Source organism: Photobacterium halotolerans DSM 18316 (assembly GCF_000425165.1).
In the GTDB taxonomy this organism is placed as follows: Bacteria; Pseudomonadota; Gammaproteobacteria; order Enterobacterales; family Vibrionaceae; genus Photobacterium; species Photobacterium halotolerans.
Genome location: NZ_AULG01000055.1, coordinates 1 through 1,933, shown reverse-complemented (window position 1 = coordinate 1,933; position 1,933 = coordinate 1). Strand labels below are relative to the sequence as shown.

At 40.5% G+C, this 1,933-nt stretch carries 2 protein-coding genes; both read right to left on the bottom strand.

Going from position 1 to position 1,933, the window contains the following annotated elements:
* Positions 1-126: 126 nt before the first annotated feature.
* The gene (locus H511_RS0109285; protein ID WP_027252045.1) at positions 127-588 is read right to left on the bottom strand and encodes a hypothetical protein; all 462 of its coding nucleotides are present in this window, start codon (positions 586-588) and stop codon (positions 127-129) included.
* A 62-nt stretch (positions 589-650) separates the two neighbouring features.
* A complete protein-coding gene (locus H511_RS0109280) occupies positions 651-1,583 on the bottom strand; it encodes a TIR domain-containing protein (RefSeq protein WP_027252044.1) in 933 nt (310 codons plus the stop codon).
* Between the last annotated feature and the right edge of the window lie 350 nt (positions 1,584-1,933).

Sequence of the window (1,933 nt, the reverse complement as noted above, 5' to 3'; positions counted from 1 at the left end):
CTGACGTTATCCCAATTGAGCCTCCACTTCCCGAACAGGGTCGATCAATATGTGGATCTGTGACTTATGCTGACACAGAACTATGAACACCCTCTTATCCTTGTTTGTATAGGCATGTGGTTGATACTAGCTTAGGACTTTCTTTAACGTCCTTGACTCTGATACTATTTTATTTTCAGACTTTCCATGAAAAGTCGCCATTCCGATCATGGTTTTGTGATCATTTTGTACAGTGAAAACGTAGGTGCCCGTATCAAAACCTACCCCCTTATGGTCCTCAAACATCAAAGTAACTTGATTCCCAAAAATGGTTCCTTTGTAGCTAAACTTACGTTCTGACTTCTTCCCATCGCGAGTTTTAGAACGAATACTGCTACCTGCAATGTTACTGCCTACTTGTTGTAGCGTAATACGTCCAGCAGTAATGTTTTTGCCGTTTCTTACTTCGACAATATCCCATTCCCCAGCGACTTTAACCCCTTTATACAAACAGTTACTCTGAAAAGTTGGCCAGCCCCATTTGACAACCAATGTTACAAGTGCAGTAGCTGATAAACTTGCTACTACACCTATGAAGAACTCTGTCATTTAAAGATATAACCTCAATTATTAATTTTCCGAAAATGCCGATCGCTTTGTTAGGCAACTAGCTAGATGACTCGATTCAGATCGATGCTTAGACCGCTAGCCTTCATTTCTTTCGCTAAAGCAAGCTTCCAACCACCAGAGTTATCCATCGGCGTATATACCACACCAGCAAAATCATTGGGAATTTCGACACCTTCTTTGTAAAGCACGCATACCTTTTTTCTGGTTAGCGCAGCGCTAAAGTACCCCAACTCAAAGATTACATTTTGCCTCGCTCTAAACTTGGCGCTGTTTGGGTTCTCCTTTGCGTAGCCTACATCATCGGCAGTTAATAACACTACAGCAAATGCAACTTCAGACGCATGCTTTTCAAACTTCTCGATGATAGTTTGGCTTTGATTTATTTGCTCATGCAGTATTACAGCTTTAAGCCCTAAAGACTCGACAAACCTCGCAGCTTCAGACTTTGCTAGCTCATCGTGTCCATGAACAATAAAAACACTGCCATTGATTAAGTTCATTGGGCTAACCTCAACGGTTGATAAATTTCTATAGTTGATAGACGCAGTGGCTAGTTCTTGTGTGATAAACCCACAACGAATTAGCTCTGCAAATAGATCAACATCCTTCAACGCCCAATGCGTTCGATTAAATTCAAAGTCACGATTGATGTCGAAAGAAAATCTATTAGCACTCAACTTTTCTGTGGGTAGTGCGGGAATAAACTTATCAAGTTCATATTCAATGATTACCTCAGAGTTTCTTAAACGTAAGTCCCTGATATAGCCAACACGAAAGAAACCACCTGTGCCTTCATGAGCAAAAATGCATGGCATTTCTTTTAGCTCTCGAATCATAGGTTCTGTCAACTCAGCGTATTTGCTCGCTATTTCTTTAACCGTATATTCTCGATGGTTGATAATTCTATCCCGAGGAAATGGATAAGGACTACCATTCCATGCGTTATCATCTGATGTGATTATTAAATTAAACAATTAAGCTTTCCTTTCTAATTATACGGTTGTTGCCTGATGCTGCTTAGACGTAGGACGTCACGAAATCACATATTTTTGTACATATAATGCAATTTTTCTTACTAGCCATCAACGCTAAATCAGCAACTTAGTGACACCAGAGAGTGCCTAGGATGCAGGAAGCTGTGTAATACGACGAGAGTTGCCGTACGCACGCCTCCGTCGTATATAATTTTGGTAGGGAAAACCTCATTAACAGGATATGAATGAGCCTTAACTCTAAGTAGAAATGGGGCAATAACGAGTTACGATCTAAACTATTTCCTCAGCTTTAGGGAAAAATTCAGGACGAATTTTTAGGTTGTCGGCGC

Bases quoted from the DNA above. Each gene is read 5' to 3' on its own strand.
- H511_RS0109285 (WP_027252045.1), bottom strand. From the start codon at position 588: ATGACAGAGTTCTTCATAGGTGTAGTAGCAAGTTTATCAGCTACTGCA.